The sequence below is a fragment of the Allobosea sp. LjRoot90 genome (assembly GCF_964254315.1).
GTDB lineage: Bacteria > Pseudomonadota > Alphaproteobacteria > Rhizobiales > Beijerinckiaceae > Allobosea.
In genome coordinates, this window is record NZ_CAXUTF020000006.1 from 247,583 (window position 1) to 274,375 (window position 26,793).

Sequence of the window (26,793 nt, forward strand, 5' to 3'; positions counted from 1 at the left end):
GAAGGATCCACGCCCGCAACCTGCGCAAAGCCACCGCTGCACGAAACCGGACGCCGCGTGCAAAGCCTGCCGACAGCCCGAATCAGTGCCACTGTAATCACCGCAGGACTCCGTCAGGAAGTGCTTAATCGATAGTAAAGGCCGAATGGCGACGGCTGAGCCGGGCGTGTTCTGGCGACAAACAACAAGTTGATACTGGCTAATAGCGAACGTCTATTAGTAGTAGCGGAGGCGCCCTGTTGTGCTTCGAATACGACAAAGCCCGGCACGGGGCCGGGCTTTCTCATCATTGCGACCGCCGCCCGAGCGCGGGTTAGGCGCGATATGGCGTCGTCGGCCGGCTGCGGCCGACCAGAACGCGGATCAGTAGCGGTAGAGTTCCGGCTTGAACGGGCCGGTCGGCGCGAGGCCAAGATACTTCGCCTGCGCATCGTTCAGCACGGTCAGCTTGGCGCCGACCTTGGCGAGATGCAGCGCCGCGACCTTCTCGTCGAGATGCTTGGGCAGCGTGTAGACCTTGTTCTCGTACTTGGCGTGGTGGTTCCAGAGTTCGATCTGGGCCAGCGTCTGGTTCGAGAACGAGCAGGACATCACGAAGGACGGGTGACCGGTGGCGTTGCCGAGATTCACCAGGCGGCCTTCCGAGAGCAGGATGATGCGCTTGCCGTCGGGGAACTCGACCTCGTCGACCTGCGGCTTGACGTTGTCCCACTTGAAGTTCTTCAGGCCGGCGACCTGAATCTCCGAGTCGAAATGGCCGATATTGCAGACGATGGCGCGGTGCTTCATCGCGCGCATGTGATCGACGGTGATGACGTCGAGATTGCCGGTGGCGGTGACGAAGATGTCGGCGCGCGGAGCGGCGTCCTCCATGGTGACGACCTCATAACCCTCCATCGCCGCCTGCAGCGCGCAGATCGGGTCAATTTCGGTGACCATGACGCGGCAGCCGGCCTGGCGCAGCGAGGCGGCCGAGCCCTTGCCGACATCGCCGTAGCCGGCGACGAGCGCGACCTTGCCCGACATCATCACGTCGGTGCCGCGGCGGATGGCGTCGACCAGCGATTCACGGCAGCCATAGAGGTTGTCGAACTTCGACTTGGTGACGGAGTCGTTGACGTTGATCGCCGGGAAGGGCAGGCGGCCGGCCTTGGCGAGATCGTAGAGGCGATGCACGCCGGTGGTGGTCTCCTCGGAGACACCCTTGATCGCGGCGCGGGTCTTGGTGAACCAGCCCGGATTGGCCTTGAGCTCGCGCTTGATCAGCTTGAAGAAGATCGTCTCTTCCTCATTGCCCGGCTTGTCGAGGAATTCGGCCTTGCCGGCCTCGGCCTCGGCGCCGAGGATGACCAGCATGGTCAGGTCGCCGCCATCGTCGAGGATCATGTTCGGCGTGCCGCCGTCACCCCAGGTCGCGGTGCGCAGAACGTATTCCCAGTACTCCTCCAGCGTCTCGCCCTTGATGGCGAAGACCGGCACGCCGGACGCGGCGATCGCGGCGGCGGCGTGATCCTGGGTCGAGAAGATGTTGCAGGAGGACCAGCGGACATCGGCGCCAAGCTCGGTCAGCGTCTCGATCAGCACGGCGGTCTGGATGGTCATGTGCAGGCAGCCGGCGATGCGGGCGCCCTTCAGCGGGTTCTTGCCCTTGTGCTCGGCGCGGATCGCCATCAGGCCCGGCATCTCGTCCTGGGCCATGTTGATTTCCTTGCGGCCGTAGTCCGCGAGGCTGATGTCCTTGACGACGTAATCCTGCTTCGACACGGGGGCGCTCCAATCGATCGTGCTTTGAATGACGGCGGCTCTCTAGCAGGGTGCCCACCAGAAGGCAATCAAAGATATAAAGATGTCTTTATGTGCGCTCTGCAGGGCACGGAAGGGGGTGCTCCAAGCCGCGCGCCAGAACGCGCTACGGCCACCAGCTCCGATCCCGCATAGCGCGCAGTGAGAGGCGGTCCGTCAGAAGCGCGAAGAAGAACCAAACTAGCGCGAGAACGACGGCAATTCCCTTGGCGTAAACCAGCAACGCCTGAGCGACCGACCACACGAGAGGCCTATTCGCCCTCACCGAACCTGTCGGCGACGAGCGTCCCCAGCGCCTGGAGCGCGTCCTTCGCATCAGCGCCCTTGGCGACCACGGTAATGGTCGAGCCGATACCGGCCCCCAGCGTCAGGATACCCATGATCGACGTGGCGCCGACAGTCTCGCCACAGCGGCTGACGGTGATGTCGGCGTCAAACTGGCTGGCACACTGCACGAACTTGGCCGTGGCGCGGGCGTGCAGGCCCTTCTTGTTGATGATCTGGAATTCGCCATAGACGGCACCGGCCGGAATCTCGACCTCGGAGCAGTCGCAATCCTCGTCGCGAATGTCTTCTTCGCGGATGTCCTGCACGCCGGACCTCATTTGCCCGCGAGTACGCGACTGGCGACCGTGATGTACTTGCGGCCGGCATCCTGCGCGCTGCTGACAGCTTCGTCGAGGGTCTTTTCCTCGCGCACGCTGGCGAGCTTGATCAGCATCGGCAGGTTGACGCCGGCAACGACATCGATCCGGCCCGGCTCCATCACCGAGATGGCGAGGTTGGAGGGCGTACCGCCGAACATATCGGTTAGGACGATGACGCCCTTGCCGTTCTCGACCTGCTCCACCGCCGCGATGATGTCACGCCTGCGGCCCTCCATATCGTCATCGGGGGCGATGGCGATGGTGGCAAGATTGGCCTGAGGGCCGACGACATGTTCGAGCGCGGCGCGGAATTCCGTCGCCAAGTGCCCATGCGTGACAAGCACGAGTCCGATCATTCAGTACCACCGGAGAGCGCCCAACGGCGCCCGGACAAGGTCGCGGTTTATGCGGCAGGTGCGAAAGATAGGCAAGGCTTGTCTCGAACTCCTCGAAACCAATTCACCCCGGACCGGCAAAGAGCGCAAGCGCCGCGAGCACTAGACGTTCGTCGCCAACCCTCGGAAGCAGGCAAAGCCGTGGCAGGGTAACGCCAGCAATGGTCTCGACCAGCGCCTCGGGTTCCGGCATGCGCTCGGGCTCAGCGCCACAATCGATCACAAAGCGGATCACCGCACCGGCGAGATGCGGTTCCGGGGTCAACCCGAGGCCGCGCCGCTCGACCAGCCCCTCGATCGGCGATACCGGCGCGGCGATGACGCGGCCGGCGCGGACGACGATTTCGGTGCGGTCATCGGCGACCAGCCGAGCGAAGCGACCCTGGAGCTGCGCCAGGCTGATGAGCGCCAGCGCCAGACTCGACTTGCCGGCGCCGGATGGGCCGCGGATCAGGACACCGACCTCGCCGATGACGACAGCGCTGGCATGCAGGCGAATCGAAGGCGAAGCGCTCATGCCGGCTGCGCCGCCGCCGGGAGGCGCACGATGAAGCGGGCGCCGAGCCGTTTGTCCTCGCCCTCGGACTGCTCGGAGGCATAGCGGTTCTCGGCCCGGATCGTGCCGCGATGGGCTTCGACGATCTGACGCGAGATCGAGAGGCCGAGCCCGGAATTCTGGCCAAAGCCGCTCTCCGGCCGGTCGGTGTAGAAGCGCTCGAAGATCCGCTCCAGCGCATGCGGCGGAATGCCTGGGCCATCATCCTCAACCGTGATCAGCACATCGCCGGCGACGCGCGACAGCTTGACCCTGACCGGCTTGTCCGCCGGCGAGAAGGAGCAGGCGTTCTCGATCAGATTGACGATGACCTGGCCGAGCCGGGAATCGTGGCCGAGCACATAAAAAGGGTCGGCGCCCGGCCGCTGGCCGCGCCGGTCGACCGAGAGCTCGACGACCGGTTGGCCTTCCCGGCTGATCTGGTTCTGGACCGAGACGACCGCTTCGACGAGCTGAGCGACATCCAGCGGAGCCGTGTCGTCGCGTGCGAGCTCGGCATCGAGGCGCGAAGCCTCCGAGATGTCGGTGATCAACCGATCCAGCCGTTTCACGTCGTGGCGAATCACCGCGAGCAGGCGGCTGCGCGAATCGTCGTTCTTCGCCAACGGCAAGGTCTCGACCGCGCTACGCAGCGAGGTCAGCGGGTTCTTGAGCTCATGTGCGACGTCGGCGGCGAAGCGCTCGATCGCCTCCATGCGATTGTACAGTGCCTGGGTCATCTCGCGGAACGAACCTGAGAGGTGGCCGATCTCGTCATGGCGGCTGGAGAAGTCCGGGACTTCCTCGCGCGACTTGACGCCGCGGCGGACGCGTTGGGCCGCATCGGCCAGCTTGCGGATCGGCTCGGCGATGGTACCGGCGAGCAGCACCGAAAGCACGATCATCACGCTGGAGGCGACTGCAAAGACCTGGAAGATGGCGTAGCGCTCGGAGGCGATGACGGCATCGATGTCGCCGCCCTGGGTCGAGAGCAGCAATGCGCCGCGCACCGCCCGGAAGCGCTGCACCGGCACGGCGACCGAGACGATCGTTTCGCCACGGGTGTTGACCCGCACCACGCTCGCCGGCGAGCCGGCAAGGGCCCGGGCGACCTCCGTATAGGATCTGCCATTGGCGTTGGCGAAATCGTCATAGGCCGGCACGTCGGCGCGACCGAGCCGATTGCGGAACAGATTCCAGGTGCGCTCGAGCAGCGGCGGCTCGTCGCTCTCGCCGATGCGCGGCAGGTCGAGCCGCAGGATGTCGCCACGCGAATAAAGGTTGCGCGAATCGAGCGTCAGCATCCCGTCCTTGTCGTAGATGCGGGCGCGGGTCTTGGTCGGCGTCACCAGTCGGCGCAGGAGCGGGGCGACCTTTTCCGGATTGATCGAGAAATCCAGCGGATCCTCGGCGATGGCCCCGCTCTCACCGGCCTGCATCTGCAGGAGCTTATCCGGGTCGATCGCGATCGTGTCGGTCTCGACCGTGGCGGAGGCGGCGATGGCACCGGCGATGATCTCACCTTGCGTCAGCAGGCTCTGCACGCGCGCCTCGATCAGGCCCTCGCGGAACTGGTTGAGATAGAGGAACCCGACGAGCAGAGCGACGAGGCCGGCGAGATTCAGGACGACGATGCGCCGGGTCAGGCTCGAGGCGGCCCGGCCGGAGATGGCGCGCCAGACACGGCGACCGAACAGCGCGGCGCGGCGGCGCAGCGTCAGCCCCGTCCGCGGCCCGCCGGCGCGAGCCCCTTCCTGTTCGATCGTAGCCATGAACGGCTCATACTCTGTCCCGGCGCCCGCGCAAACGCGGTCATGGGCCGCGCCGGGGGCGCTTCTCAATTCTCCTTGAAGCGGTAGCCGACGCCATAGAGCGTCTCGATCATGTCGAACTCGACATCGACCTGGTTGAACTTCTTGCGCAGGCGCTTGATGTGGCTGTCGATGGTGCGATCGTCGACATAGACCTCGTCGTCATAAGCCGCGTCCATCAGCGCGTTGCGACTCTTGACCACGCCCGGTCGCTGCGCCAGCGACTGCAGGATCAGGAACTCGGTGACAGTGAGCGTCACCGGTTCGCCCTTCCAGGTGCAGGTGTGCCGTTCGGGATCCATCCGCAGCAGGCCGCGCTCCAGCGCCTTGGCGTCCTCGGTGCGCGGTGCCGCGCTCGCATCCTTGGCGCCGGCGCGGCGCAGGATCGCTTTGACGCGCTCGACCAGCAGCCGCTGCGAGAAGGGTTTGCGGATGAAGTCGTCGGCGCCCATCTTCAGACCGAAGAGCTCGTCGATCTCCTCGTCCTTGGAGGTCAGGAAGATCACCGGCAGGTCAGATTTCTGGCGCAGACGGCGCAGCAGCTCCATCCCGTCCATGCGCGGCATCTTGATGTCGAAGATGGCGAGGTCAGGTGGATTCTGCTTCAGCCCGTCGAGGGCCGAGGCACCATCCGTATAAGTCTGGATACGATAGCCCTCGGCTTCCAATGCGATCGAAACCGAGGTCAGGATGTTGCGGTCGTCGTCGACCAGCGCAATGGTTGGCATAAGCTTTTCCAGCTCTTTGTGTTCTGGCGTTGCAATCAAAGGGTCCACTCTCGCGCGAGAGCGGCCAAAGCAAGGCTGCAATCTAGCCAAGCCAAGGCGGTTTCGCTACGTCTCGCCTTCGAAAACACTTAAGACAGCGAAAAGTGCCATGGTGACCGATCCGATCAGGCCGACCGATGCCAGCGCGCGCGGACTCGCACGAGGGCTGCTGCGCAGCGCGCGCTCGGCTTCCCTGGCGACGCTGACGCCGGACGGACACCCCTTCGCCAGCCTGACCAGCCTCGCGACTGATATCGACGGGACGCCGCTGATCCTGGTCTCCTCGCTGTCGGGGCACACGGGCAACCTCATCGCCGATCCACGCTGCTCGCTCCTGATCGCGCCCGGCGGCAAGGGCGATCCGCTCGCCCATGCCCGGATCACGCTCATCGCCACGGCCGAGACGATCGACCGCGAGAGCGAGTTCGGCCAGCGCGTGCGGCGCCGCTTCCTGGCGCGCCAGCCGAAAGCCTCGCTCTATGTCGATTTTCCCGACTTCTCCTTCTTCGCGCTCAAACTCCAGCGCGCGAGCCTCAATGGCGGCTTCGGTCGCGCCTATGAGCTCGAGGCCGGCGACGTGCTCAGCGATTGCTCGCAGGCTGGGGCACTGATCGAAGCGGAGGAAGGCGCGGTCGACCATATGAACGAGGACCATGCCGACGCCATCCAGCTCTACGCGACGAACCTGCTCGGCGGTGAGGACGGCGCCTGGCGCCTTTCCGGGCTCGACCCTGACGGCGCCGATCTGATGCTCGGGGACAGAGCGCTGCGCCTTGCCTTCGACGAGCCGGTGACAACACCGGACGCGCTTCGCAACACCCTGGTCGCGCTCGCTGGAAAGGCGCGCAGCGCCGCGTGAGCGACGTCATTCACCACAGCTGAATTTTTAAACGATTTAGATCTGGTATCCTCATTGGCGGGTTATCGTCATGACTTGAGCCGGCGGCGTCATCCGCCTAAAGAGCCCTCCACTTCACCGGCCCATCGGGCCCATAGTGGGGCTTGCCCCCACTCCAATCACGGCGCCGGCATCGTCAGGCGGCGGCTTCTCGGCAGGAGGAATTGCCAGTGGAGACCATCGGTCACGTCAACCCGAACAGCGGCGCCGACAAGTTCGGCTTCCGCGGGCTCAAGGCCGTCTACTGGAATTTTGAGGCCGCGCGCCTCTATGAGGAATCGCTGCGGCGTGGCGAATCGCAGCTCGCCCGCGGCGGCGCGCTCTGCGCCGATACCGGCACGCATACCGGCCGCTCGCCCAAGGACAAGTTCGTCGTCAAGGACGCACTGACCGAAAAGACCGTCTGGTGGGAGAACAACGGCGCGATCTCCTCGGAGCAGTTCGAGACCCTGCTCGGCGACTTCATCAAGCACGCCGAGGGCAAGGAGCTGTTCGCGCAGGACCTCTATGGCGGCGCCGATCCGGCCCACCGGGTGAAGGCACGGGTCTTCACCGAACTTGCCTGGCACTCGCTTTTCATCCGCAACCTCTTGATCCGGCCCGAGGCGAGCGAGATCGCCGCCTACGTTCCCGAGCTGACGATCGTCGACCTGCCGAGCTTCAAGGCCGATCCGAAACGCCATGGCTGCCGCAGCGAGACGGTCATTGCGATCGATTTCTCCCGCAAGATCGTGCTGATCGGCGGCTCCGCCTATGCCGGCGAAATGAAGAAGTCGGTCTTCACCTATCTGAACTACACGCTGCCGGCCAAGGGCGTGGTGCCGATGCACTGCTCGGCCAATGTCGGCAGCAAGAATGACCCGGCGATCTTCTTCGGCCTGTCCGGCACTGGCAAGACAACACTCTCGGCCGATCCCGACCGCACCCTGATCGGCGACGACGAGCATGGCTGGTCGAAGGACGGCATCTTCAACTTCGAGGGCGGCTGCTACGCCAAGACGATCCGGCTCTCGGCCGAGGCCGAGCCGCAGATCTTCGCGGCATCGCAGCGCTTCGGCACGGTACTCGAGAACATCGTCATGGACCCGATCTCGCGCGAGGTCGATTTCGACGACGAAAGCAAGACCGAGAACACCCGCTCGGCTTATCCGCTCGACGCCATCCCGAACGCCTCGCGCTCGGGCCGCGCCGGCACGCCGAAGAACATCGTGATGCTGACGGCCGACGCCTTCGGCGTGATGCCGCCGATCGCCAAGCTGACCCCGGCCGAGGCGATGTACCACTTCCTCTCCGGCTACACCGCCAAGGTCGCGGGCACCGAGCGCGGCCTCGTCGGCGTCCAGCCGGAATTCTCGACCTGCTTTGGCTCGCCTTTCCTGCCGCGCCACCCGTCGGAATACGCCAACCTGCTGCGCGACTTCATCGCCAAGCATCATGTCGATTGCTGGCTGGTCAACACCGGCTGGACCGGTGGCGGCTACGGCACTGGCCGGCGCATGCCGATCCGCGTGACGCGCCGCCTTTTGACCGCGGCGCTCGACGGCTCGCTCAACCGCGCCGATTTCCGCCGCGACCCTTATTTCGGCTTCGCGGTGCCGACCTCGGTGCCCGGCGTCGAGCCCCACATCCTGTATCCCGTGAAGACCTGGCAGGACAAAGCCGCCTTCGCCGAAACGGCAAAGAAGCTCATCGGCATGTTCGCCGAGAACTTCGCGAAGTTCGAGAACCATGTCGACGATGCGGTGAAGGCTGCGGCGCCGACGAGCTCGCTCGCGGCTTGAGCGCAATCGGCGCGGAAGCGTGCTATGGGAGGCGGCGATGCGCCGCCTCCTGATCGTTTTGCTCCAGCTTCTCCTGACCCTCGTCGTTCTCGGCGCCGCCAGCTGGAGCGCCGGGCTGCTCGCCTTCCGGCTATCGGGAGCGATCGGCATCGCTGCTGCGATCGGCTTTGGCCTCGCTGGGCTCGCCGGCGCCATCGGGCTCTGGACCGGCGCACCGCGCCTGCCGCTCGCTTTTGCCGTCCTCTTCGTCAGTCTGCTCGGCTGGTGGGGCAGTCTCAAGCCCTCGCATGATCGGAACTGGATCCCGGAGCTGGCGCATCTGCCGCAGATCGCACGCGACGGCGATCGTCTGACCGTGACCAACCTCCGCGATTTCCGCTGGCGCACCGAGGCCGACTACGACCAGCGCTGGGAGACGCGCAGCTACGATCTGAGCAGGATCGAGGGCGTCGATCTTTTCCTGTCCTACTGGTCGGGCGAAGCGATCGCCCATCTGCTCGTCAGCTTCACCTTTGCGGACACAAGCCCGCTCACCTTCTCGATCGAGGTGCGGCGCGAGAAGGGCGAGGAATGGTCCTCTCTCGCCGGTTTCTTCCGGGTCTACGAGATGGCCTATGTCGCGACGGACGAGCGCGATGTCGTCGGCCTTCGCACCCATGCGCGAGGCGAGGATGTCCGGATGTTCCGGCTGCGCATCTCGCCGGAGCGGGCGCGTGACGTGCTGCTCGCTTATGTCGCGGACGTGAACCGGCTGGCGCGCGAGCCGCGCTGGTACAACACGATCACCACGAACTGTACGACGGTGGTCTACCGGCTGGTCGGCTCGGTCGCGCCGGGCTGGCAGTTTTCGCTGCCGCTCGACCCGCGCGTCGTGCTGTCCGGCTATCTGCCGGGCTATCTGCGCGACATCGGAGCGATCGGGCAGGATCTGCCGCTGGATCAGCTGGTGCAGCAGGGCAAGATCAGCGCAAAGGCGCGAGCCGTGTCGCTCGACAGCCCGGACTTCTCCCGCGTCATCCGCGAGGGCGTGCCGACCGCGCGAAACTGAGCCTCACGCTCTCAGCAAACGATCGGCCGATGTTCGCGGAATGCGGCGGCGAGCGTACGCAGGGCCGCGCGCGATCTGGCGTCGGTCAGGGTCGAGACCATGACGATCTCCGATGTCGGCAAATCCGGCAGGCCGAAACGGCGGCTGACCTCGACCGTGCCGGCGGGAGCGAGCCGGCAGGAGAAGGCCGAGACGGCAAGGCCCGCTGCGACGGCCGCATCGACCGCGATCGAACCGCCGCCGATGAAGACCTCAACCCAGGGGATGCCGGAAGCATCGAGCGCCTTGGTGGCGATGTCGCGCACGCCGCAGGAGGCCGAGAGCGTCGCAAGCCGCAGCGGCTCGCCCTGACGGTACTCGAAATCCGGCGCCGCGAACCAGCCGAACAGCTCCGGCGCCAGAACCTCGGCCGGGCGGCGATCATCGTCCCGGCGGACGATCGCCGCATCGAGCTCGCCCTTGTCGAAGGCCTCAAGCAGGGGCCGCGAATGGCCCAGCTGCACCTCGATCATCAGGCCGGGGTCATGCGCGTTGAGCCTCGCCAGCAGCGTCGGCACTTCCGGCCCGAAGACATGAGCGGCGATGCCGAGACCGAAACGGCGGCGCGCATTGCACAGCGCCGACAGCGCACGGTCATGCGCAGCGAGGAAGGCGCGGGCTTCGTCGAGGAACATCGCGCCCTGTGCGGACAGGCGCACGAGCCGCGGCGTGCGTTCGATCAACCGGTGGCCGAGACGCTCTTCAAGTCGCTTCAGCCTGAGGCTGATGGCAGCCTGGTGGCAGCCGAGCGCCACAGCGGCGCGGGTAAAGCTGCGCAGTTCCGCAATCGTAACGAAAGCTCTGACGGCATCGACATCAAGTGTCATAGTACCAGCCATATCAATTTATCATCGCTGAAATAGCAAGGCATTCGGTTCTGTAATCGCGTGGTGCCCGCTAACTTGCCCGCGACTCGCCGCAGGGCCACTCGCGCGCCCGCCGACAGGAAAGATCCGACACGATGGACGTCACTCAAACGGTGCCGATGTCGCGCGCGCGCGGCATCCCGGCCCTCATCGTCGCCTGCCTGATGGCGCTGATGTTCGGCCTCGAGATCTCCAGCGTGCCGGCGATCCTGCCGACGCTCGAAAGGGCTTTACCGGCCACTTTCAAGGAGATGCAGTGGATCATGAACGCCTATACCATCGCGGTGACGGGCGTGCTGATGGCGGCCGGCACGCTGGCCGATCGCTATGGGCGCAAGCGGGTCTTCCTGATTGCGATCATGGCGTTTGCCGTCGCGTCGCTGGCCTGCGGTCTCGCACCCAACGCAACGGTGCTGATCGTCGCCCGCATATTTCAGGGCCTGAGCGGCGGGGCGGGTCTCATCTGCAGCGTCGCTATCCTGTCGCAGCAGTTTCGCGAGCCGGCCGAACGGGCGATGGCCTTCAGCGTCTGGGGCGTCGTTTTCGGCATCGGCCTCGGCTTCGGACCAATCATCGGCAGTGCCATCGTCGCACTCTCGGGCTGGCAATGGGTCTTCCTCGTCCATGCACCTATTGCTGTCGGGACGGCGCTTCTGGCTCTGGGTTCCGTATCGGAATCACGCGACCCCGCGGCGGAGCGGCTCGATATCGGCGGCATCACGACGCTGTCACTGTCGGTGTTCTGCCTCGCCTATTTCATCACGCAGGGGCCCGATCTCGGCTTCGCCAGCCCGCAGGCCCTGACCGTTCTCGCCATCGCGGTGGCGAGCTTCGTCGCCTTCCTCCTCGTCGAACGGACGGTCAGCCGCCCGATGATCGACGTCTCGGTCTTCAAGATCCGCGCCTTCTCCGGCGCGATCATCAGCGCGGCGGCAATGAACGTCAGCTATTGGCCTTTCATGATCTATCTGCCGATCTGGTTTGAGGCCGGGCTCGGCTATGACGGCCTCACCGCAGGTCTGGTGCTGCTCGCCTATACGCTGCCCACTTTGGCCGTGCCGCCACTGGCCGAGCAGCTGGCGCGGCGCTATCGGGCGGGGGTCGTCATCCCCGCAGGGCTCTTCACCATCGGGCTCGGCTTCATCGCGATGAAGCTCGGCACCTCCGTCGCCGCGCCGAGCTGGCTGACCATGCTGCCGGGCTGCCTCCTCTCCGGCGTCGGCATCGGCCTCGCCAACACCCCGGTGACCAACACCTCGACCGCCGCCGTGCCGGCCGAGCGTGCCGGCATGGCCTCGGGCATCGATCTCAGTGCCCGCATGATCTCGCTCGCCATCAACATCGCGCTGATGGGCTTCATCCTCGTCGAAGGCGTGCGTGCTTCGCTTGCGACCAAGGTTGCGGCCGGCACCGATGCCACGGCCTTGCGCAGCCTGGCGGAGAAGCTGGCCGCCGGCGCGCCCATTTCCGCCGAGACCGGCCTGTCGGCAACGCTGGCGCGCCAGGCGCTTGCTGACGGCTTCGGGGCGGTCATGCTCTATGGCGGGATCGGCGTGTGGCTGCTCGCAGCAGCGAGCCTCGTGGTCTTCGCGCGGCCGTCAGCGCCCAAGAACGCGGTGTCCTGCCAAGCGCAATGAGAGTGGGCGATCAGCCATAGCCGTGCAGGCTCGCACCATGGCGTTTGAGCCAGGCTTCCGCCTGATCGGTGCCTGGGCAGAGCTTGTGCGTCAGCGCCCAGAAACGATGCGAGTGGTTCATCTCCTTGAGATGCGCGACCTCATGGGCAGCGAGATAATCGAGCACCGACGCAGGGGCGATGATCAGCCGCCAGGAGAAGCTGAGATGCCCTTTCGAGGAACATGAGCCCCAGCGGCTGGTGGTATCGCGCAGCGTGATCTTGCGCGCGGGTATGCCGAGCATGGCGGTATGGGTGCGCACCGCCTTCTCCAGGTCGGCCAGTGCCTCGCGACGCAGGAAATCCTTGACCCGGCGCGCGACATGGCTGGCTTCGCCGCAGACCGCGATGATCGGCTCGCCCTCGGCCGAGAGCGTGGCGCGGGTCAGCCCGCGCACCCTGGTCCAGTGCACGATGCGGTGCGGCACGCCGCGCAGCGGCACGACGGCGCCGGGCTCGAACGGCACGCCCTGCGGCCGCTTGGCGAGACGCGCCGCGATCCAGCCGCCGTGATTCTCCGCGAAAATGCGCCCCGTCGCGAAATCGACACGTTCGGGGAGCGTCAGCGTGATCTCGCCGGTCGCCTGCGAGACACGCAGCGTCAATCGCCGCGCCGTCGAGCGCCGCCTGACGGTGACCGGATAGAGCAGGCCGGCATGGGCGACCTCGATCCGGTCGGGATCGGGCTTGCGCCTGAACAGGGAAAACCGCATCCCGACGATTGTGCGGGATTCGCAGCGGGAGCGGAAGAGGGCGAGCTAGCTCAGCTCGCGACCTTCAGCGCCTTGCGCGCCGCCGCCGCCGTCTCGCTGCGGCGCTCACTGGCTGCCTTCATGTCGAGGGTGAGCATGAAGTCTGAGATGCGCGGGGCGATCTCGGAGCGGAAGCGCGAGCCGTTGAAGACGCCGTAATGGCCGACGCCCTTCTGGAGGTACTCGACCCGCATATCGTCCGGGATGTTGACGCAGAGATCATGGGCAGCCTTGGTCTGGCCGACGCCGGAGATGTCGTCGTTCTCGCCCTCGACCGTCATCAGTGCGACACCGCGGATCGCCTTGAGGTCGACCGGATTGCCGCGATGCATCATCTCGCCCTTCGGCAAGGCATGCTTCACGAACACCGTATCGACGGTCTGCAGGTAGAACTCGGCGGTCAGGTCCATCACCGCCATGTACTCGTCGTAGAAGTCGCGATGCTTCTCGGCCGAGTCGCCATCGCCGGCGACGAGATGCTTGTACATGTCGTAATGGGCGGTCAGGTGCTTGTCGAAGTTCATCGCCATGAAGCCCGAGAGCTGCAGGAAGCCGGGATAAACCTCGCGGAAAGCGCCGAGATGCGGGAAGGGCACGCGGGTGATGCAGTTGCGGCGGAACCAGTCGGTGCCACGCTCCATGGCGAGCTGATTGACAGCGGTCGGCGAGCGGCGGGTGTCGATCGGCCCGCCCATCAGCGTCATCGAGCGCGGCGAGGAGGGATCGCCCTCGGCCTCCATGCGCGCGATCGCAGCGAGCACCGGGACCGAAGGCTGGCAGACGGCCATGACATGGGTGTCAGGGCCGAGCTTCTGCAGCATGGCGATGACGTAATCTATATAATCATCGAGATCGAAGCTGCCGGCCGCGAGCGGCACGAGGCGGGCGTCGATCCAGTCGGTGATGTAGACTTCATGGTCGGGCAGCATGGTCTCGACCGTGCCGCGCAGCAGCGTGGCGTAGTGACCGGACATCGGCGCGACCAGCAGCACCTTGGGCTGCGGCTTGCGGCGCGTGCCGACCTGTCGGTCGAAATAGATCAAATTGCAGAAGGGACGCTGCCAGGCGATCCGCTCCTCGACCGCGACCTTGACGCCGTTCATCGTGGTGGTGTCGAGCCCGAAGGCCGGCTTGCCATAACGGCGCGTGGTGCGCTCGAACAGTTCGCAAGAGGCGGCGACCGAGCGGCCGAACGGGGTATAGGTCAGCGGGTTCGCCGGGTTCTTGAAGGCGAGCTGCATGGCGTCGGACAAAGCCCGCGCCGGGCTGACCATCATGTGAACCGCTTCATAGGCGTGGTAGGCGAACGACATGGCGTCCCTTTCGCGCTTTCGCAGCGCCGCATCCCACGATGCAGTGCAGCAAGGCAACGCAGCCTAAGTATAATTTGTTCTCATTCAATCGTTCAAAGGGCTAAGATTTCCTTGTGATGCCGATTAGCCACAGCTTATTCCTCCTCGGCCCGCTCCCGCCTTGCGAAGATTGCGCGCCGTGACGATAACCGACTTCATCTCATCGCCCCCCGGATCCACGCCGCGTCATTTGCGGCTCGACACGCTGGTGCGGCTGCGCTGGCTCGCCATCGCCGGCCAGAGCGTCGCCGTCGCCGGTGTCCATTTCGGGCTCGGCTTTGCCCTGCCCTTCGGCTGGTGCTTCCTGGTCATCGCGGTCTCGGCCTGGCTCAACATCGCGCTGCGCATCCGCTTCCCGCTCAGCCACCGCCTGCACCAAAGCGCGGCGACGGCGCTGCTCGGCTTCGATATTCTCCAGCTCGCAGCGCTGCTCTATCTCACCGGCGGCCTGCAGAACCCGTTCGCAATTCTGTTCCTGGCGCCGGTGATGATCTCGGCGACGGCGTTGCCGCCGCGGCACACGCTGGCGCTCGGCCTGCTCGCCGCCGGGCTCGCCACGCTGCTCACCGTCCTGCACTGGCCCCTACCCTGGGCCGGGACGGGGCGGCCGGTACTGCCGCCGCAATACCAGGCCGGCAACTGGATCGCGCTGCTGCTCGGGCTCGGCTTCACCGGCATTTATGCCTGGCGTGTCGCCAAAGAGGCGCGTGACCTCTCGGAAGCGCTGGCCGCGACGGAGCTGGTGCTGGCGCGCGAGCAGCATCTCTCCCAGCTCGACGGGCTCGCCGCTGCGGCTGCGCACGAGCTCGGCACGCCGCTCGCCACCATCGCTCTCGTCGCCCGCGAGCTCTCCCGGCTTGCCCCGCCCGAGGGCGAGATGGCGGAGGACATCACATTGCTGCGCGAGCAGGTCGAGCGCTGCCGCGGCATTTTGGGCAAGCTCGCCTCGCTTCAGGACGACGATGCCGGCCCGCTCGACCAGCTCTCGCTCAGCCTCCTGATTGAGGAAGCGGCCGGGCCGCAGCGGCCCTTCGGGGTGCCCTTCGAGATCGCGCTCGTCGGCGACAAGCCGGAGCCGGTCTGCCGACGCAACCCCGGCATGAACTACGGACTAGGCAACATCGTCGACAACGCAGTCGATTTTGCCCGCTCCAAGGTGACGATCACCGCACAGTGGACGGAAGGCGCCGTCCTCCTGACGATCGCCGATGACGGGCCGGGCTTCACGCCCGAGGTGCTGATGCGGGCCGGCGACCCCTATCTCTCGCGCTCGCATGCCAAGGAATCGCGCGCCGGCGGCGGCCTCGGGCTTGGCCTGTTCATCGCCAAGACGCTGCTGGAGCGCAGTGGCGCGACGCTCGAATTCTCCAATCTGCCGCTGCCGGCGACGGGCGCCAGCGTCCGGATTACCTGGCTGCGCGCGGTTTTCGAGCGCGACGACCGCCCGGCTGCACCTTCAAACCCGGAGCTTTTGACCCCATATGCGACAGAATGAGGCGTTGCGGCGTTTCAACGCGTCGCGCAATCGGTACAATGGATAGTGAACCGGGCAGGTCCGCCCGGAGGAGATGATGGCGATGGACACGGCGCCGACGACAGGCGAGCTCACCGACAATGCCGGCAGGGACATGTCCCTCCTGCTTGTCGACGACGACAAGCCGTTCCTGAACCGCCTCGCTCGCGCCATGGAAGGACGGGGCTATTCGGTACGGATCGCCGAATCAGTTGAGGCCGGGCTCGCGGCCGTCGAGGAGGAAGCACCGGCCTTCGCCGTGATTGATCTGCGCCTCGGCGACGGCAATGGGCTCGATGTGATCGCCCGCCTCAAGGAGAAACGCCCGGATGCACGCGGCGTCGTCCTGACCGGCTACGGCAATATCGCGACCGCGGTGAGCGCAGTGAAGCTGGGTGCCTTCGACTTTCTGGCGAAGCCCGCCGATGCCGACGAGATCCATTCGGCGCTGGCCGCCGGGCCGAATGCGCGCCCGGTGCCGCCGGAGAACCCGATGTCGGCCGATCGGGTCCGCTGGGAGCATATCCAGCGCGTCTACGAATTGTGCAGCCGCAACGTCTCCGAGACGGCGCGCCGGCTCGGCATGCATCGCCGTACCCTCCAGCGCATCCTGGCCAAGCGCGCCCCGCGATGAGCGGAATTCCGCTGCCAAAGCGGATTTCGGAAGAGCTGATCGCGGAGCTGGTCGAGACCTTCTACGGCCGCGTCCGCCAGGACCCGCTGATCGGCCCGATCTTCCTCGCCAAGCTCGGCGAGGACTGGGCGCCGCATCTCGCCAAGCTGCGCGACTTCTGGTCTTCGGTAACGCTGATGAGCGGGCGCTATCGTGGCAAGCCGCAACAGGTCCATATGCCGCTCCCGCTCGAGATGCAGCATTTCGAGCGCTGGCTTTCGCTGTTCGAGGCGACGGTTGCCGAACTCTGCACCGGCCCGGCCAAATTCCTGTTCATCGACCGCGCCCATCGCATCGCCGACAGCCTGCAGATCAGCCTGAACATCGGCCCGAAGGCACTCAATTTGCCGCAACGGGCGGTCGGCTAGGTTCCAGGATCTTCCAGCAGCGCCAGGCGCACCGCCGCCAGCCTGGCGAAGGCGATGGTCAGCATCTTCCGGCGTGCCGGCGCCAATTGATGGCGCGGCGGCTCGCGCAGCATCTCGCCGCCGAAGGCGTCGGCGACGATCAGGCCGACATCCTCCGGGAGGATCTCCAGCGGAAATTCGGGCGCGACCGCGAAGAGGAAGCCGTCGCAGTAATCGCGATAATCAGGCCATTTTCCGTCGACCCGGTAGTCTTCGATCCCGGACTTGACCTCGACGACCAGCAACTCGCCGGAGGGCGATAGGGCGACGATATCGCCGCGCCTGCCGTTGGCGAAGGTCATCTCCTTGACGATGGCGTAGCCGCGCTCGCGCAGATGACGCGAGGCGCCACGGCAGACAGCGCGAGTGATATCCGGCCGGGCGGGCGGCGGATTGAGGACGGAATCGGCGACGATCATACCCTTCATGTTCTCTTTTTGTGCTCGCCGATGCAAGAGCTGCTTGCAGCAAGGCCCGGTATGGCTATGGTCCGCGCGCCTTGGAACACTTAGCTCCCCTCCTGCTGATTGCCTTCGCCGCCGGCCTCGCCTTCGTGCTGTGCCTGGTCCTGCGCCCCCTGATGATGCGCTATGCGCTGGCACGGCCGAATGCACGCTCCAGCCACCGTACACCGACGCCGCAAGGCGGCGGCATTGCCGTGCTGGCCGGTGCTTTCCTGGCATTGAGCCTAGCGCTGGCCCTCATCCCGATGGAGGCAAACGCGAAGCAGGGTCTCGTCCTGGTGATGGCTGCGGCTGCGCTGCTGGCGCTCGTCGGCGCCTGGGACGATATCAGGCCGCTCTCGCCCGGCTTGCGCCTGCCGCTGCAGGTCTTCTGCGTCGGCATCGTCGTGTTCTACGCCGCGCCTGAGATGCGCCTGCTGCCGGAGGCGCTGCCGCTCTGGGCCGAACGCGGCCTTGCCCTGATCGCCGGCGTCTGGTTCGTCAATCTCGTCAACTTCATCGACGGAATCGACTGGATCACGCTTGCGGGGCTGGTGCCGCTGACCGGTGCGCTCGCGCTCGCGGGGAGTCATGGCGTCATCGACCCCGCCACCGGCCTCCTCGCCGCGGCGCTGTTCGGCGGGCTCCTCGGCTTCGCCCCGTTCAACAAGCCGGTGGCACGGATCTTCCTCGGCGATGTCGGCTCACTGCCGCTCGGCTTGCTCGGGGCCTATCTGCTTTACCGCTTGGCGGGCACCGGCGCGCTGACGGCAGCGCTGATCCTGCCGCTCTATCACGTCATGGACTCGACCATCACGCTCTTCCGCCGCCTCGTGCGCAGCGAGAAAGTCTGGCAGGCGCACCGCTCGCATTTCTACCAGCAGGCGACCGATAACGGCTTTAAGGTCATCGAGATCGTCGTGCAGGTCGCCTTGCTCAATCTTTGCCTGATCGCGCTCGCGGCGGTCAGCATCGCCCTGCCTGCGTTCTGGGCTCAGCTCGGCTGCCTGCTGGCCGCATTGACGCTGACCAGCGCTCTTCTGCGTCGCTTCTCCCGCAAACGGGCGCGGCCGTGAGCGGCGAACGCGTCCTGCTCACCGGGTCCAGCGGCTTCGTCGGCCGGCATTTGCTTCACGACCTCATCGCCCGCGGCTACCGCCTGCGGACAGCAGGCAGAAGCGCGGTCTCCGCCATTTCCGGTGTCGAACAGGTCGCGATCGGCGATCTCGGCACGCCGATCGACTGGCGGCCGCTGCTCAATGGCGTCGATCTCGTCGTCCACAGCGCCGGATTAGCCCATGCCGACGGCGAGGTCCCCGAAGAGCGCTACCGAGCCGTCAATACCGATGCGACGCTGGCGCTGGCGCTGGCCGCGCAGGTGGCCGGGGTCCGGCGCTTCGTCTTTCTGTCCTCGATCCGGGCGCAGAGCGGGCCGATCAGCGATCAGCCGCTGAACGAGGCTGATCCGCCCGCACCGACCGACGCCTATGGCCGGTCCAAGCTCGCGGCCGAAGAGGAGCTCGCCGGGCTCGATCTCGACTGGGTCGCGCTACGGCCGGTGCTGGTCTACGGGCTGGGCGTGAAGGCCAACATGGCAGCGCTGCTGAAGCTGGCGCGATTACCCCTGCCGCTGCCGCTCGGCGCATTGTCGGCGAAGCGCTCGCTGCTCGCGATCGAGAATCTCGCCGAGGCCGTCGCTTTCAGCCTGAGCGAGACTTGCCCGGTAAGGCGCAGCTACATCGTCGCTGATCCCGAGCCTCTATCAGTCGCTGAGATGCTCGCCGCGATGCGGGCTGGCCTCGGGCGTGGGCCGGGGTTGATCCCGGTTCCATTCCTCCTGCTCGCACTGGCTGCACGACTCGCCGGACGCCCCGCTGCCTATGAGCGTCTGGCGAACGGGCTCGTCGCCTCGCCCGGCGCCCTGCTCAGCGCTGGCTGGCAACCGCCTGCGGAGACGAAGGCTGCTCTGGCACGATTGGCGGCGAGCCCGACTGACGCTGGCTGAAGTCCGGAATCGCCGCTTCCAGTACTGCCTCGGCGCCGAGCCGGTCCTGCGCCGCGAGCGCCCGCTCCAGTTCGCCCAGCCAGCCCTGCAGGCGGGCGCGGCCGGCGAAGATGGGCTTGGCCGCCATGACGCCGTCGAGCCCGGTCTCGGCCATCGGCTCATCCTTGGCGAAGAGAATCTCGTTCAGGCGCTCGCCCGGCCGGACACCGGTGATCGCGACCTCGATATCGACACCGGGCTCATAGCCGGCGAGGCGGATCATGCGCTGCGCGAGGTCGATGATCTTGAGCGGCTGGCCCATCTTCAGGACGTAGACGGCGGCGCGCTCATCCTGCGCCTCGTGCTCGGGCGCGTGCGAGGCAGCGGTCAACACCAGGTCGCAGGCCTCGCGAATGGTCATGAAGTAGCGGATCATGTCCGGGCTGGTCACGGTGACCGGCCCGCCGCGCTCGATCTGCGCCTTGAACTTCGGCACCACCGAGCCGACCGAGCCGAGCACGTTGCCGAAGCGGACCGCAACCAGGCGCGTGCCGCGATTGCCGGCGGCGAACTCGGCGTCACATGCCTGGGCATACATCTCGGCGAAACGCTTGGTCGCGCCGAGCATCGAAACCGGCTCGATCGCCTTGTCGGTCGAGATCATCACGAAGATGCCGGCGCCGGCGGCGATCGCAGCCTCGATGGCAACGACCGAGCCAAAGATATTGGTCTTGATGCCTTCGCCCCAGTCGGCCTCGAGATAGGGCACGTGCTTCAGCGCGGCGGCATGGATGACGATGTCGGGCGCGAACGCCTTGAAGAGCGGGCCGATGCGGGCTTCGTCGCGGACATCGGCAAGCGCGCCGGTGACCCGCATCGGCAGGTCCTGCGCCAGCAGCGCCTCGGTAACGTGGAACAGCGCCGGTTCGGAATTCTCGATGACGAGCAGCTCCGTCGCACCGAAGGCGGCGCAACGCAGGCAAATCTCGGAGCCGATCGAACCGCCGCCACCGGTGACGATGACGCGCTTGCCCTTGAGGAAGCCCTCGAGCCGCTCGCGGTCGATCTTGACCGAGGGGCGTACCAACAGGTCCTCGATCTCGAGCGGTGCCAGCTCGCTGCCGCGCAAGCCTTCGCCGAGTGTATCGAGACGCGAGATCGGGATGGCGAGTTTGCGCGTCTTAGCGAGCCACTTGTCCGGCTCGGCCTCCGGTGCCAGGGCGCTCGGCGTCGCGACGATGCGGCGGAACGGCTCGCCGCGCTCGCTGGCGTCGATCGCGACCGTCTCCATCTGCGAGAGCAGGCCGAGCACCGGAATGCCCCGGATGGATTGCCCGAGGTCGTCGCTCCGCGGCGACAGGATGCCGGCCGGGCGCATCTTGCCCATGGTACCCGATTCCATAGCGCGGATCACCATCTCGATGTCGACGCCACGGCCGAGCAGCAGGGCCGGCAGCGTCGCTTCGCGCGCCGCCTGGTGCTTGGAACGGGAGTATTTGAAGTAGCGATAGGCCAGGCGCGGGCCGCCGAGCAGCGCGATCTGCATCAGCCAGTAGAGGACGATGGTGATCTTGCCGAAGAAGAAATAGCCATAGAAATTCGGCGAGACGAGGACGTAGTCGACCACCAGCAAGGTCAGGGTCAGCACCGTGACCGCCCGGACGATGTTCGACAGGTCCGGCAGCGAGGCGAAGCGCCATTTCGAGCGATAGAGCTGGAAGAACCAGTAGACCGCGCCCGCATAGGCGACGAAGAAGGGCAGGATCGTCGGCAATTGCCGCATCCGCTCGTCGAACAGCCAGCCCTCGAAGCGCACGGCGAAGACGAAGACGATCGCGAGCGCGGTCATTGCCAGGTCATGGACGATGACGGCGAGCTTCTTGGCGCTCTGTTTGGTGAGGATCAGCATGTGCGGCGGGGTATCCCGCTCCCTCGCCGCCTTGTCAACGCAGGCCGGACCGGTCGGTCAGGCTCTCGGACGCCCGGCACCCAGCCCTGCAAGGATGAAGTCGATCATCTCTTCGATGCTCGGACCCGGCAATTCGGCACACTGGCCGAGCAGAAGCGGGTGACAGAAGCGCAACATCGCCATGCGCACGCAATGGGTCGCCGTGATCGGATCGCGGGCGCTGAACTCGCCCTTGGCGATGCCGTCGGCGACGACGGCGCGCAGGATCGCGTCATAGCGCTCGATATGGCCACGGATAACGTCCCAGCTCTCCTCCATGGCGCAGGCGACCATCTCGTGCAGGCGGTGATTGTCGAGATAACGGGCCGCGTTGATGCGGCAGGTCGCAGCGAGAATGTCGCGCAAACGCTCGGCGGCAGAACGCTTTTCAGCTGCGATCGCAGCGACGGTCGCCTCGAGCTCGGTCATCGAGCGCTCGGCGACCGCTTCGTTGATCGCCTTCTTGGAGTCGAAGAAACGATAGACATTCGCCGGGCTCATGCGCAGCGACTTCGCGATGTCGGCGACGGTGGTCTTCTGGTAGCCGATCTGGCGGAAGAACCGCTCGGCGACGTCGATGATCTCGTGCCGTGTATCGCGCTCTATTGTGCTCATGCCAGGGGCAACTTCCCGGTCTGGTGACTTGTTCCCATAGGCCGTCTGCGGACGCCATTGTTGAGTATGACGAAATTCGTCAGTCGTCAACAAATTGAACCGCAAAGCTTTATTTGTGTGCTCCTGACAATTTTTCGCCAGACGGCCTCCAAATATCAGGATCGCGACCGCGCCAGTTCGAGCAGCGCGGCGGTGTCGAGATGGCGTTCCAGATGCTCTGCCAACCGGTCGAGCGCCGCCTCCACCGCAGGCTCATAGGCCTCTCCGGCCGCAAGCGGTTTTCCCGCCAGATTTTCGAGCCAGGCACGGCGCAGCGGATCCGATGTCAGGACGCCATGGAGATAGGTCCCGACCACCCGGCCGTCGGCACTGCGGGCACCTTCCGGCCGCCCTTCGACCCTAAATGGCGCCCGTGCCCGGTCCGGCCCGTCGCTGGCGCCGAGATGGATTTCGTAGGCGCGGCCAATGGCACCGCTGCCGGGATGTTCGACCGCGACCTCCCGCACGGTCTTGTCGGGCGTCAGCTCGGTCTCGATGTCGAGCAGGCCGAGGCCGGGAGCCGAACCGGCCGGCCCTTCCAGGCCGAGCGGATCGCGCACGACCGTGCCGAGCATCTGGTAGCCGCCGCACAGGCCGAGTACATGGCCGCCGCGCCGACGATGAGCGATGATGTCGATGTCCCAGCCCTCCTCCCGCAGCCGGGCGAGATCGCGCAGCGTCGTCTTTGAGCCCGGGAGGATCACCAGGGCGGCATCGCCCGGCAGCGGCGTGCCAGGGCCGACGAAGACAAGCTCGACGCCGGGCTCGAGCTTCAGCGGGTCGAGATCGTCGAAATTGGCGATGCCGGGCAGGACCGGAACCACGATCTTCAGCGCACCGGCACGCACCGGCGCGCCCTGCATCAAATCGAGCCCATCCTCGGCCGGCAGGCGGACGGCGTCGGCGAACCATGGCACGACGCCGAAGCTCGGCCAGCCCGTCGCCTTGGCGATCGTGTCGAGTGCCGGCGTGAACAATCCGACATCGCCGCGAAAGCGATTGATCGCGAAGCCGCGGATCATCGCCCGATCGTCGGCATCGAGCACAGCATGGGTGCCGATCAGGCTGGCGATGACGCCCCCGCGGTCGATGTCGCCGATCAGCACGGCCGGAACACCTGTCGCACGCGCGAAACCGAGATTGGCGATGTCGCGGGCACGCAGATTGGTTTCCGCCGGCGAGCCCGCCCCCTCGACCAGGATCAGGTCGGCGCCGTCGCTCAGGCGCGCGAAGCTCTCCAGCACCTTCGGCATGAAGTCGCCGCGCCGGCTGAAATCGCCCGAGGCGAGATGGCCGGCGACCCGGCCCTGCAGGATGATCTGGCTGCCGCGCTCGCTCTCGGGTTTGAGCAGCACCGGATTCATGTCGACATCAGGCACGATCCGGGCGGCACGTGCCTGGAGGGCCTGGGCCCGCCCGATCTCGCCCTGGGCGGTCGCGGCGGCATTGTTCGACATGTTCTGCGGCTTGAAGGGGCGAACCTTCAGGCCGCGATCGGCGAAGAGCCGACACAGGCCAGCGACGAGCAGCGATTTGCCGACATTGGAACCGGTGCCGAGCAGCATCAGCGCAGGGGTTGGGCGGGAGGAACACATGGGTCCTGCCTAGCGCGCTTCCGGTCCCCGAAAAAGCTCACCGATCCACGTCAGCGTCCCACTGCTCCAAAGGGGCGAAGAAGCAGCAGAAGCTGGCGTGAACCGGCTGAGGGGTAGAGAATACTGACTGCTGACGAATGTCAATATTCATCACTCCGCAGATTCTATCGCTTTTCGGAGACGATGCGCGCGGCCGTTGCGCGTGCTATGGCGGCTTCCCACCGTTCCTGAGCCAGCCGAAGCGCCGCGATGAATCCGATCTTCTCCGCCCTTCCGACGACGATCTTCGAAACAATGTCTCGGCTCGCGCGCGAGCACCAGGCCGTCAATCTCGGCCAGGGCTTTCCCGACGATCCCGGCCCGGAGGATGTGCGCCGCAAGGCGGCCGAGGCGGTGATCGACGGCTGGAACCAGTATCCGCCGATGATGGGCCTGCCTGAGCTGCGCCAGGCGACAGCCACCCATTTTCGCCATTGGCAGGGCCTCGCGCTCGATCCTGAAGCGGAGGTGATGGTGACCTCCGGCGCGACCGAGGCGATCGCCGGCGCGCTGATGGCGCTCATCTCGCCCGGCGACGAGGTCGTACTGTTCGAGCCGATGTATGACGCCTATCTGCCAATGGTGCGCCGCGCCGGCGGCATCCCGAAATTCGTGACGCTGACGCCGCCCGAATTCGGCCTCAGCGAGGAGGCGCTGGCGCGCGCCTTCTCGCCAAAGACCAGGGCTGTGCTGTTCAACAATCCGCTCAACCCGACAGCGACCAATTTCAGCGAGGCCGATCTCGACCTGCTGGCGTCGTTCTGCGTCCGGCACGATGCGGTCGCGATCTGCGACGATGTCTGGGAGCATGTCGTTTTCGACGGTCACCGCCACGCGCCGCTGATGAGCCGGCCCGGCATGCGCGAGCGCACGGTCAAGATTTCCTCGGCCGGCAAGATCTTCTCGCTGACCGGCTGGAAGGTCGGGATGGTGATGGCAGCGCCGGAGCTGATGCGCGTGCTGGCCAAGGCACACCAGTACATCACCTTCACGACGCCGCCGAACTTGCAGGCGGCCGTCGCCTATGGCCTCGGCAAGGACGACGCCTATTTCGAGGGGATGCGCGCCGACTTCCAGCGCTCGCGCGACCGCTTCGCCGGCGGGCTGCGCGATCTCGGCTTCAGCGTGCTGCCGAGCGCCGGCACCTATTTCCTCAATGTCGACATCGGTCCGCTCGGCGAGAGTGACGACGTCGCTTTCTGCCAGCGGCTCGTAAGCGAACATGGCGTCGCGGCGATTCCCGTCAGCGCCTTCTATGCCGAGGGCGCCGTGCGCAATGTCGTGCGCTTCTGCTTCGCCAAGCACGACGCGACGCTGGACAAGGCACTGGAGCGGCTCGCCGCGCTGCGGATCCGGGCCTGATCAGGCCTTCCGGAGGGTCTCGACCAAGGCCGCGGCCCGCAGCAGCTTCGGTTCGCGCCGCTTGGCTTCGGCTGCGAGGCCATGGCCTCGCAGCGTCTCGATCGCCATGACGAGTTCCGCAGTCGCTTTTTCGGCCTCGGCGCGGTCGCGCGTGCGATCGGCGAGTTCCAGCCGCGCCTCGGCTCGGCTGGCCGCGCTCTGCGCCCAGAGTGAGGGTACGATCTCGCGGCGCCGAACCTCCAGCGCCGCGTCGAAGGCGGCGATCGCCTCCTCCAACACGACCGGCTCGCGATAATACGTCGCCAGGCCGGCCAGCGCGGCGCCGATCCGATCCTGGACCTCGGCCCAATCGAGCGGAACGCTCTCACGGGGACGGTCCTCGAGCACCAGCTTGAAGCAGTTCACGGCCGCTTCGAATGCGGCCACACCACTGGCGCGCAGGCCGAGCGCGACATGCGCCTTGCCAAGCTCCCATTGCAACCTGGCCCATTCATGCGGCATGTCGGCACGCGCCATGCCGGAGAGGCCCGCACGGAACGCTGCGACGCTCTCGTCCAGCAGCGCCGCATCGTCCTCGGCCTCGCCAAGGCGGGCCAGCGCTTCGCCGAGCCTGGTCTGCAGCGCAGCCCAGAGGCGCGGCCCCTTGGCTCGGGTCAAATCCTCGAGGGTGGTGCGATAGATCTCGGCCACCTGCCTGAGGAGCGCACCACCGCCATCGAAATGCGAGAGACCCGTCAGCGAGCGCGCCAGCCTGAGCTGCGTCTCGGCCCAGGGCACGGTCTGGTCGAAATTGTCGAGCTTGCCGAGCATGCCGCGCAATTGCTCGATCGCAGCGACGAAAGCCGATCTGTCGGAAAAGTCGGCGCCCTTGCGAGCCAGCGCATCGGCCTGCATCCAGGCATAGCCGCGACCGCTCTCGGCATCGGCCGACGCCGCGATCAGCGCAGCCTCCGCGAAGCGCTCCGCCGCCTCGCCATAGGCCTTCGGATTGAGCTGCAGCATCGCGGCAGCGGCGCGATCGGCGCGGCCAGCAGCGGCGGCCAGAAGCCGCTCCTTCGACATCTTGTCGAGCGCGACCGTACCGTCGAGGTTTCGCTGCTCCGCCTGAGCCAGGATGCGATCCATGTCCGCAAGGCGCCCATCGGCCAGCAGACGCGCTGCCTCCGCGCGCAGGCGGTCGAGCTCCGGGTCGACGTCGGACGGCTTCAGCAGGCGGGCATGCAGAGCCTTGTAGTCTCCGGCTTTGCGGAGGAGGTCGTGTTCGATTCGGCTGAAATCGGGCTTGCCCGATGTTCCCATCGAGGCGAGGACGCCGAGCAGCAGCGCGGGGGGGACACCCTCGCGCTGCGTGACCCGTGCCAGGATGGTGGCGAGTTCCGGATTCATTTGATCAGGATCGTCACCCCTGTGCGACTGCGGTCAGATCGCGGCGATGACCGCGATCTCGACCGTGTATTGCGGGCCGGCGAGCTTGGCCTCGACCGTGGCGCGGCCCGGCGTATTGCCCGCCGAGACCCAGGAATCCCAGACCGCGTTCATCTCGGCGAAGGTCGAGATGTCGGAGAGCCAGATGTTGACCATCAGCAGCTTCGACTTGTCGGTGCCGGCCTCGGCAAGGAGCCCGTCGATGATCGAAAGGATGTCCTTGGTCTGCTCGCCGACGCTCTTGCCGGCCGCCGCAGCGGCGACCTGACCGGCGAGATAGACCGTGTTGCCATGCACGACGGCCTTCGACATGCGGGGGCCGGGGGCAATGCGCTTGATGCTCATGATCTGGTCTCCATCAGAATGGGCCTTGCTGGTAGC

General features: G+C 66.3%; 25 protein-coding genes. 10 read left to right on the plus strand and 15 right to left on the minus strand.

From position 1 onward, the window contains the following. Positions 1 to 363 precede the first annotated feature (363 nt). From ahcY to ACSQ3M_RS21875, 6 genes are all read right to left on the minus strand, one after another. The gene (gene ahcY / locus ACSQ3M_RS21850) at positions 364 to 1,764 is read right to left on the minus strand and encodes an adenosylhomocysteinase (protein ID WP_436152178.1); all 1,401 of its coding nucleotides are present in this window, start codon (positions 1,762 to 1,764) and stop codon (positions 364 to 366) included. A gap of 290 nt (positions 1,765 to 2,054) precedes the next feature. Beyond that, positions 2,055 to 2,336 (minus strand): HPr family phosphocarrier protein, encoded by a 282-nt coding sequence (locus ACSQ3M_RS21855; protein ID WP_436152258.1) that lies wholly within the window; start codon positions 2,334 to 2,336, stop codon positions 2,055 to 2,057. A gap of 68 nt (positions 2,337 to 2,404) precedes the next feature. Beyond that, complete coding sequence (locus ACSQ3M_RS21860) at positions 2,405 to 2,806, minus strand: PTS sugar transporter subunit IIA (protein WP_129160293.1); 402 nt, start codon at positions 2,804 to 2,806, stop codon at positions 2,405 to 2,407. A 103-nt stretch (positions 2,807 to 2,909) separates the two neighbouring features. Then, the gene (locus tag ACSQ3M_RS21865) at positions 2,910 to 3,362 is read right to left on the minus strand and encodes an HPr kinase/phosphorylase (protein ID WP_436152179.1); all 453 of its coding nucleotides are present in this window, start codon (positions 3,360 to 3,362) and stop codon (positions 2,910 to 2,912) included. Continuing rightward, positions 3,359 to 5,152: a stimulus-sensing domain-containing protein gene (locus tag ACSQ3M_RS21870; protein WP_436152180.1), complete on the minus strand. Its 1,794-nt coding sequence runs from the start codon at positions 5,150 to 5,152 to the stop codon at positions 3,359 to 3,361. The genes ACSQ3M_RS21865 and ACSQ3M_RS21870 overlap by 4 nt, the downstream gene beginning before the upstream one ends. Positions 5,153 to 5,217: 65 nt before the next feature. Then, a complete protein-coding gene (locus ACSQ3M_RS21875; protein WP_436152181.1) occupies positions 5,218 to 5,919 on the minus strand; it encodes a response regulator in 702 nt (233 codons plus the stop codon). A gap of 148 nt (positions 5,920 to 6,067) precedes the next feature. Between ACSQ3M_RS21875 and ACSQ3M_RS21880 the strand changes: the two genes are divergently transcribed. The 3 genes from ACSQ3M_RS21880 (at position 6,068) to ACSQ3M_RS21890 (ending at position 9,685) form a co-directional block, all read left to right on the plus strand. Next, complete coding sequence (locus ACSQ3M_RS21880) at positions 6,068 to 6,817, plus strand: HugZ family protein (protein ID WP_436152182.1); 750 nt, start codon at positions 6,068 to 6,070, stop codon at positions 6,815 to 6,817. 209 nt (positions 6,818 to 7,026) lie between these two features. Next, positions 7,027 to 8,637, plus strand: coding sequence for a phosphoenolpyruvate carboxykinase (locus ACSQ3M_RS21885; RefSeq protein ID WP_436152183.1), 1,611 nt, complete (start codon positions 7,027 to 7,029; stop codon positions 8,635 to 8,637). Positions 8,638 to 8,674: 37 nt separating this feature from the next. Beyond that, positions 8,675 to 9,685 carry an Lnb N-terminal periplasmic domain-containing protein gene (locus ACSQ3M_RS21890; protein WP_436152184.1) on the plus strand — a complete coding sequence of 337 codons (1,011 nt, stop codon included), beginning with the start codon at positions 8,675 to 8,677 and terminating at the stop codon, positions 9,683 to 9,685. An 11-nt stretch (positions 9,686 to 9,696) separates the two neighbouring features. Here the strand turns inward: ACSQ3M_RS21890 and ACSQ3M_RS21895 are convergent, their stop codons facing one another. After that, on the minus strand, positions 9,697 to 10,563 hold the full coding sequence (locus tag ACSQ3M_RS21895) for a LysR family transcriptional regulator (RefSeq protein WP_436152185.1): 867 nt from the start codon (positions 10,561 to 10,563) through the stop codon (positions 9,697 to 9,699). Positions 10,564 to 10,685: 122 nt separating this feature from the next. Between ACSQ3M_RS21895 and ACSQ3M_RS21900 the strand changes: the two genes are divergently transcribed. Then, positions 10,686 to 12,227: an MFS transporter gene (locus tag ACSQ3M_RS21900; protein ID WP_436152186.1), complete on the plus strand. Its 1,542-nt coding sequence runs from the start codon at positions 10,686 to 10,688 to the stop codon at positions 12,225 to 12,227. A gap of 10 nt (positions 12,228 to 12,237) precedes the next feature. Here ACSQ3M_RS21900 and ACSQ3M_RS21905 read toward each other — a convergent pair whose 3' ends face one another. Then, the gene (locus tag ACSQ3M_RS21905) at positions 12,238 to 12,978 is read right to left on the minus strand and encodes a M48 family metallopeptidase (RefSeq protein ID WP_436152187.1); all 741 of its coding nucleotides are present in this window, start codon (positions 12,976 to 12,978) and stop codon (positions 12,238 to 12,240) included. Between the two features lie 50 nt (positions 12,979 to 13,028). After that, positions 13,029 to 14,330, minus strand: a complete 1,302-nt coding sequence (locus ACSQ3M_RS21910) for a polyhydroxyalkanoate depolymerase (RefSeq protein ID WP_436152188.1) — start codon at positions 14,328 to 14,330, stop codon at positions 13,029 to 13,031. A gap of 184 nt (positions 14,331 to 14,514) precedes the next feature. Between ACSQ3M_RS21910 and ACSQ3M_RS21915 the strand changes: the two genes are divergently transcribed. The 3 genes from ACSQ3M_RS21915 to ACSQ3M_RS21925 all read left to right on the plus strand — a co-directional run bounded on the left by ACSQ3M_RS21915 (position 14,515) and on the right by ACSQ3M_RS21925 (position 16,923). Beyond that, complete coding sequence (locus tag ACSQ3M_RS21915) at positions 14,515 to 15,864, plus strand: ActS/PrrB/RegB family redox-sensitive histidine kinase (RefSeq protein WP_436152259.1); 1,350 nt, start codon at positions 14,515 to 14,517, stop codon at positions 15,862 to 15,864. A gap of 76 nt (positions 15,865 to 15,940) precedes the next feature. Continuing rightward, positions 15,941 to 16,516 (plus strand): ActR/PrrA/RegA family redox response regulator transcription factor, encoded by a 576-nt coding sequence (locus ACSQ3M_RS21920; RefSeq protein WP_129160317.1) that lies wholly within the window; start codon positions 15,941 to 15,943, stop codon positions 16,514 to 16,516. Then, on the plus strand, positions 16,513 to 16,923 hold the full coding sequence (locus tag ACSQ3M_RS21925) for a group III truncated hemoglobin (protein WP_436152189.1): 411 nt from the start codon (positions 16,513 to 16,515) through the stop codon (positions 16,921 to 16,923). The genes ACSQ3M_RS21920 and ACSQ3M_RS21925 overlap by 4 nt, the downstream gene beginning before the upstream one ends. Here ACSQ3M_RS21925 and ACSQ3M_RS21930 read toward each other — a convergent pair. After that, a complete protein-coding gene (locus ACSQ3M_RS21930; RefSeq protein WP_436152190.1) occupies positions 16,920 to 17,390 on the minus strand; it encodes an MmcB family DNA repair protein in 471 nt (156 codons plus the stop codon). The genes ACSQ3M_RS21925 and ACSQ3M_RS21930 overlap by 4 nt on opposite strands. A 71-nt stretch (positions 17,391 to 17,461) precedes the next feature. Here ACSQ3M_RS21930 and ACSQ3M_RS21935 point away from each other — a divergent pair, with 71 nt between their 5' ends. Beyond that, entirely contained in the window at positions 17,462 to 18,481 is a 1,020-nt protein-coding gene (locus tag ACSQ3M_RS21935; RefSeq protein ID WP_436152191.1) for a glycosyl transferase, read from the plus strand. Further along, positions 18,478 to 19,410 (plus strand): NAD-dependent epimerase/dehydratase family protein, encoded by a 933-nt coding sequence (locus ACSQ3M_RS21940; RefSeq protein ID WP_436152192.1) that lies wholly within the window; start codon positions 18,478 to 18,480, stop codon positions 19,408 to 19,410. Before ACSQ3M_RS21935 ends, ACSQ3M_RS21940 begins: the two co-directional genes overlap by 4 nt. Here ACSQ3M_RS21940 and ACSQ3M_RS21945 read toward each other — a convergent pair. From ACSQ3M_RS21945 to ACSQ3M_RS21955, 3 genes are all read right to left on the minus strand, one after another. Beyond that, positions 19,331 to 21,298 (minus strand): SDR family NAD(P)-dependent oxidoreductase, encoded by a 1,968-nt coding sequence (locus ACSQ3M_RS21945; protein WP_436152193.1) that lies wholly within the window; start codon positions 21,296 to 21,298, stop codon positions 19,331 to 19,333. The genes ACSQ3M_RS21940 and ACSQ3M_RS21945 overlap by 80 nt on opposite strands. A 57-nt stretch (positions 21,299 to 21,355) precedes the next feature. Then, on the minus strand, positions 21,356 to 21,952 hold the full coding sequence (locus ACSQ3M_RS21950; RefSeq protein ID WP_436152194.1) for a TetR/AcrR family transcriptional regulator: 597 nt from the start codon (positions 21,950 to 21,952) through the stop codon (positions 21,356 to 21,358). 155 nt (positions 21,953 to 22,107) lie between these two features. After that, positions 22,108 to 23,586: a cobyric acid synthase gene (locus ACSQ3M_RS21955; protein WP_436152195.1), complete on the minus strand. Its 1,479-nt coding sequence runs from the start codon at positions 23,584 to 23,586 to the stop codon at positions 22,108 to 22,110. 249 nt (positions 23,587 to 23,835) lie between these two features. Here ACSQ3M_RS21955 and ACSQ3M_RS21960 point away from each other — a divergent pair, with 249 nt between their 5' ends. Next, positions 23,836 to 24,987 carry an aminotransferase gene (locus ACSQ3M_RS21960; protein WP_436152196.1) on the plus strand — a complete coding sequence of 384 codons (1,152 nt, stop codon included), beginning with the start codon at positions 23,836 to 23,838 and terminating at the stop codon, positions 24,985 to 24,987. On the opposite strand, the gene ACSQ3M_RS21965 is transcribed toward ACSQ3M_RS21960, so the two are convergent. Both ACSQ3M_RS21965 and ACSQ3M_RS21970 read right to left on the minus strand, forming a co-directional pair. Then, the gene (locus ACSQ3M_RS21965; protein ID WP_436152197.1) at positions 24,988 to 26,373 is read right to left on the minus strand and encodes a hypothetical protein; all 1,386 of its coding nucleotides are present in this window, start codon (positions 26,371 to 26,373) and stop codon (positions 24,988 to 24,990) included. A 33-nt stretch (positions 26,374 to 26,406) separates the two neighbouring features. Then, positions 26,407 to 26,757 carry a RidA family protein gene (locus ACSQ3M_RS21970; protein ID WP_436152198.1) on the minus strand — a complete coding sequence of 117 codons (351 nt, stop codon included), beginning with the start codon at positions 26,755 to 26,757 and terminating at the stop codon, positions 26,407 to 26,409. Positions 26,758 to 26,793 lie beyond the last annotated feature (36 nt).